Here is a 4,553-nt window from a genome sequence, read left to right on the forward strand (position 1 = left end):
AACTGCGCTTGTACGATTCTGCTTGTTCTTCCTCAAAACTTAAAGCACGCGCCAGAGCCCTCCCCAAAGCCTTACCACCAGTTGCTACACTACGCGTAAAGCCAATTTTTCCATTTTCAGTAATAACTAAGTCTGTGGTAGAGGAACCAATAGAAACCAGAAGAGTAGGAACTGCAGCTTTTTCACCACGCCCAACCAAAGCTCGAACCAAGGACACAGTCTCCGGCTCCAATGCCAAAATTTCCAGTCCCGCACCCTCCAAGATATCCAAATACCTGGTAACCAGGCTTTCCGGAGCAGCAACCAAAAGAACTTGCATTTTCTTAGAATTTTCCCCTTTAGAAACAATTTCTGAGTCAAAAACAGCAGATTCAACAGGGAAGGGAATGTACCGTTCCGCTTCATACTCCAGGGAAGACTTAAGTTCCTTTTCACTCATTTTTGGCATTTCAATAACGCGAGTAAAAATCTTAGATTCTGGTAAAGAAGCAACTACTTGAGAAGATTTAATACCTGCTTCTTCCATTGTATTTTTAACTGCTTCCGCAAGTTTTTTCTTGTGTTTTTCTGCTTGAGAACCGTAAGCGTCAGAAGGGGTACTATAGGTGGAAAAGTGGGTAAGACGAACTCCACCCCTATCATCTCTCCTAACTTGAACTGCTTTAATACTGTGCGATCCTATATCAAGTCCGAAAAATTCAGGCATGGGTAAATTGAAACCCCACCTGTAAGCCATTCCCTAACTTGGGCAGGTTTTACAAGGTGGACAGGTAAAAAATAACTACTAACAAACTTTCAAAAAAGCTAACTACACTTAAATCTATGTTAAATTTATACCACCTCGATACGGATGTCAACTACTCCCACCCTATTCAACTTCTTTCCAAGTGTGCTTAGCCTGCAAAAGCATGTTGTTAATATCATCAGCAACAAAATAAAGGGGGTTAAGCTTTACCTGGATAGTTGGTTTATACAAATCAAAAATATACCTACTAACATCAAAACCGTGCTGCCCAATCAAACTTCCATTAATAACCAGGGGGTCTGTAGGTGGAAGCTTAGTGATTTTGAACACAACTGATTGCTCTTCATTTTCAACCTGCCCTAGAGCTATTACAAACGCATCCAACTGCTGAATATCTTCTTCTACCAACACACCACCCTCAACAACAAAAATAATGCCCTCGTTCCGGAACCCATTTGCAGCTCTAAAATAAGTTGGACTTCCAGTGTAATCCCCATCACCAAGAACAAGGTCCCCCGGCACATAAACAACAGCTACCCCAGTAGGAGATCCCGGAGGCAAATCCAAGCTATATTCACCTTCCAACGGACCGTTTGCCGGGTCATAAATATAAACCTCATTTGGAGAAAGGCTACTGCTTCCATCCCAATTATTACCTTCACCAGCTTGGTAAATACCACTTACACTAAAACCCAAAACATTTGTAAGATTTTCCAAAGTCCCACTAACATCATATTGCGCTAACAACCAAATATTAGAAGAAAGAACTCCGTGCGGGCGCTCAGTCTCAGCTCGGGCATACCCAACAGTTGCACCCGGTAGGTAAATTACCAACCCCCCCGAAGTCTGGTCGTAAGCATTTTCAGAAGTAGATGGTGGAGGAGCAGGTTCAGAAGCTAAGAGAAAGAGATCATACTCATCCCCAGATAAGGGAATAGACATATCCGTACCTCCTTGTGAATATAAATCACCATTTATTCCTTGAAACCAACCAGTAAAAAGAGAATATTCGCTGTAGGAAACATTACCTGCCTCATCCCGAACTTGAGCGCGAACACTTCGGGTTCGCTGAAAATGCACATCACTCTTATCACCAAAAGAAAAGCTTTCTGCCTCATCTTCTGCCGGAACAAAAAGTTTCAAAATAAGTTCGCCAGAAGCATCATCATATTCATAATCATAATAAAAAGGATAATTATGGGGATAACCTTGGGCATGGCGTTGATCCTCGTAGGGGAGGCGGATCCACTCCATACTACCATCCCCATTATAGTCCCCCCGGTACCACGCAAGGGGAGCTATTTCCGACTCTTCTGTTTTCTCTTCTGAAAATCTCTCTTCTAGAGTTACAAACCCATCACCGTTATCATCAGGGGCTAATTTATCTTGATCTATGTCAAAGAAAATGCCTGAGGAGTTATCTGCAGCATCATGAAAAGCTAAATGAACCTCGTACCGCCACGTATCGTAACAATCCGCAGTACAATCTTGGATCGAAGGGTCGCAAGGCGCACAACTTCCCTCTAGATCAACCTTCAAAAGATCCACAACCTCATTTCCTTCTTCAACTTGAGAAGACCTCTCGTTTAGTTCTGGAGCCCGTAAATCAACGTTCCAATACCAGCTAGGATCGCCTTTCCACCCACTGCTCTCTCGCCCGGCAAAGAAATCGTCACCATTAGCACAAAGTCTTGTCTCTCCTGTTGGATAACGAAAAACAGAAGCATTTTCCGTTCCCCAATCAAACCGCACTTTAAAGTATGCCCGAACTCTGTTCTCCGAAATGCGATACATTTTCTCACCCACCGGATTCATTAATGTCCAATCCCTAACAGGTTCGTCATGAATTGAAACGTCATGACAAAGACCAGTATCACTATCGTACCCAGAAAAATAAGAATCACGCTTTAAGCTACCACTTCCCAGAACAGTCCTTGAATTGCAACTATCTTGCCCCGGTTCCGCAAAACTAAAATTAACATGAGAAATGTCTTGCCAACCATCCGCATCTTCAACAACTACCTCAAAAACTTGGGGATTGTTTTGCAAAATCATATCCTCACATCCCGCGTCACCACAATAGGTAACTGGTTTATCTGAAGGAGCAGTCCACTCTGTGTAATTAGAACCATCCCCATCCAGATCCCAAGGCCAATAAGCATTTGTATATCCTCTTATAAGGCTTTCATCATATATATTTTCAGGATTAACAACCCAATATCCAAGATTATCTCCTGAATTTCCTGACCAACAATAAGCTTCTGTATTACAAGTAGGAGTTATACTTATTACCTCAGGTAAATTATCAACAAGAAAATATCCATCAGACCACTCTGACCAATCCCGATTACCATCACCTGTACAAAGTTCAGAATTAGGACAATCGTCAGGATCCAGCGTATCCACCTGTCCAAAATTAGTACCTACATTACCAGCAACATCGATCCACGCCCCACCAGATGCATTTGTCTCACACGTAGTATTGTGATGAGCAACTCGCCACGCGTAAACCACATGTTGTTCAAACTGATCAGTAGGCGTAAGCTCACAAACCCCACTGTCACAATAGTCAGGATAAGAAAAGGTCTCACTGTAAACCAATGCCCAATCCTCGCCAGGCTCTTCAGACCAATCAAAATCCTCCGCATTATAATTAGGATCAACAGGATCCCCAATGTACCAAACCTGGAAGTGGAAATTATCATGGTTATCCTGCGCCACAGTATCACTCATTGCCCAACGAAAAGTAACTGAGCGTGGTTTAGAAGAAGAATCAGAAGGTTCCAAAACAGCTGGTTCCAAAATACCTGAATCAGTTGAAAAGCTAGATCCATCCAATGAACTCTCCAAAGAAGAAGCAGGATCAGGATTACCATTATGGGCAGCTGGACAGTCGTCATCCGGTCCACCAAATCCATTAAAGCCATCTAAAGTTTCTTCTGCACCACAATTGTCATTTTGCCCACAGAGTAGGGGACGGCAATCTGGGCGGCAAACATACCCCCCAGTAGTCCTACTCCAATCATCCACTCCAGATTTTGTTTCCTCGCAACAGTCCTCATAGCTAGCACAAGTTGTATTTCTCGCATGCACCCACCAACTATAAGTAGTTCCAATCTCCATAGCATTGTATGAGTAGTTAGTAGATGTTACAGAATCTTCACAATGGTCATTAGGATTAGAGCAACTCCAACCATCATTAAGATTATCAATACGGAAGGGGAAAGTATCAGTTCTTGAGTTTCCATCACAACCATCCGTATCCGTATCTTCCCAGAAAAAGGTAGCAGAAAGCGGGTCTGGATTTAGAACGTGGGTACTACTAGTATTAACCCTCACCGGGAGGTCCTCAGTCCCAGCCGGAGTTCCATTTATGGGAGCTGAAATTTTGGTCGGGGCGGTAAAAGGATCACCGTCCGAAACATCACAATCACTGCAAGTGTCACCACAGCCGCTTGATTGACCACAGCACTCCGCACCTCCTGTTCGGTTAGCGCACTCTGTTTCAGTTGGACAAGCAGAATCGCAACAGTCAGAGTTGTTACTACAAGTATCATCTAATCCTGCCGTATCATCATAATAAAGACAACAGTTTTCCTCACCACAATTACAAAGTGTGTTTCCATAAATATCAGTACAATAAGAACCACAATTTGATCTATCACAATCATAGTGCCGACACTCCGAATTCAAATCACACTGATCAGTTCCACAACCCCTTTCCCCGCGATTTTCACAATAACCGTCGTAACAATCCTGGTAAGGACAATACGTATCACCTGAACACCTGTAATATATATCTTCCCTC

General features: G+C 43.0%; 2 protein-coding genes. Both read right to left on the reverse strand.

Going from position 1 to position 4,553, the window contains the following annotated elements; genetic code table 11:
- Positions 1–706 (reverse strand): type IV pilus assembly protein PilM (gene pilM, locus U9M98_00875; protein MEA2020272.1); only part of this gene is annotated, 706 nt, incomplete at its 3' end.
- 162 nt (positions 707–868) lie between these two features.
- On the reverse strand, positions 869–4,553 hold a 3,685-nt coding region (locus tag U9M98_00880; GenBank protein ID MEA2020273.1), incomplete at its 5' end, for a hypothetical protein.

Source organism: Patescibacteria group bacterium (assembly GCA_034659915.1).
Lineage (GTDB): Bacteria > Patescibacteriota > WWE3 > JAUXAW01 > JAYEID01 > JAYEID01.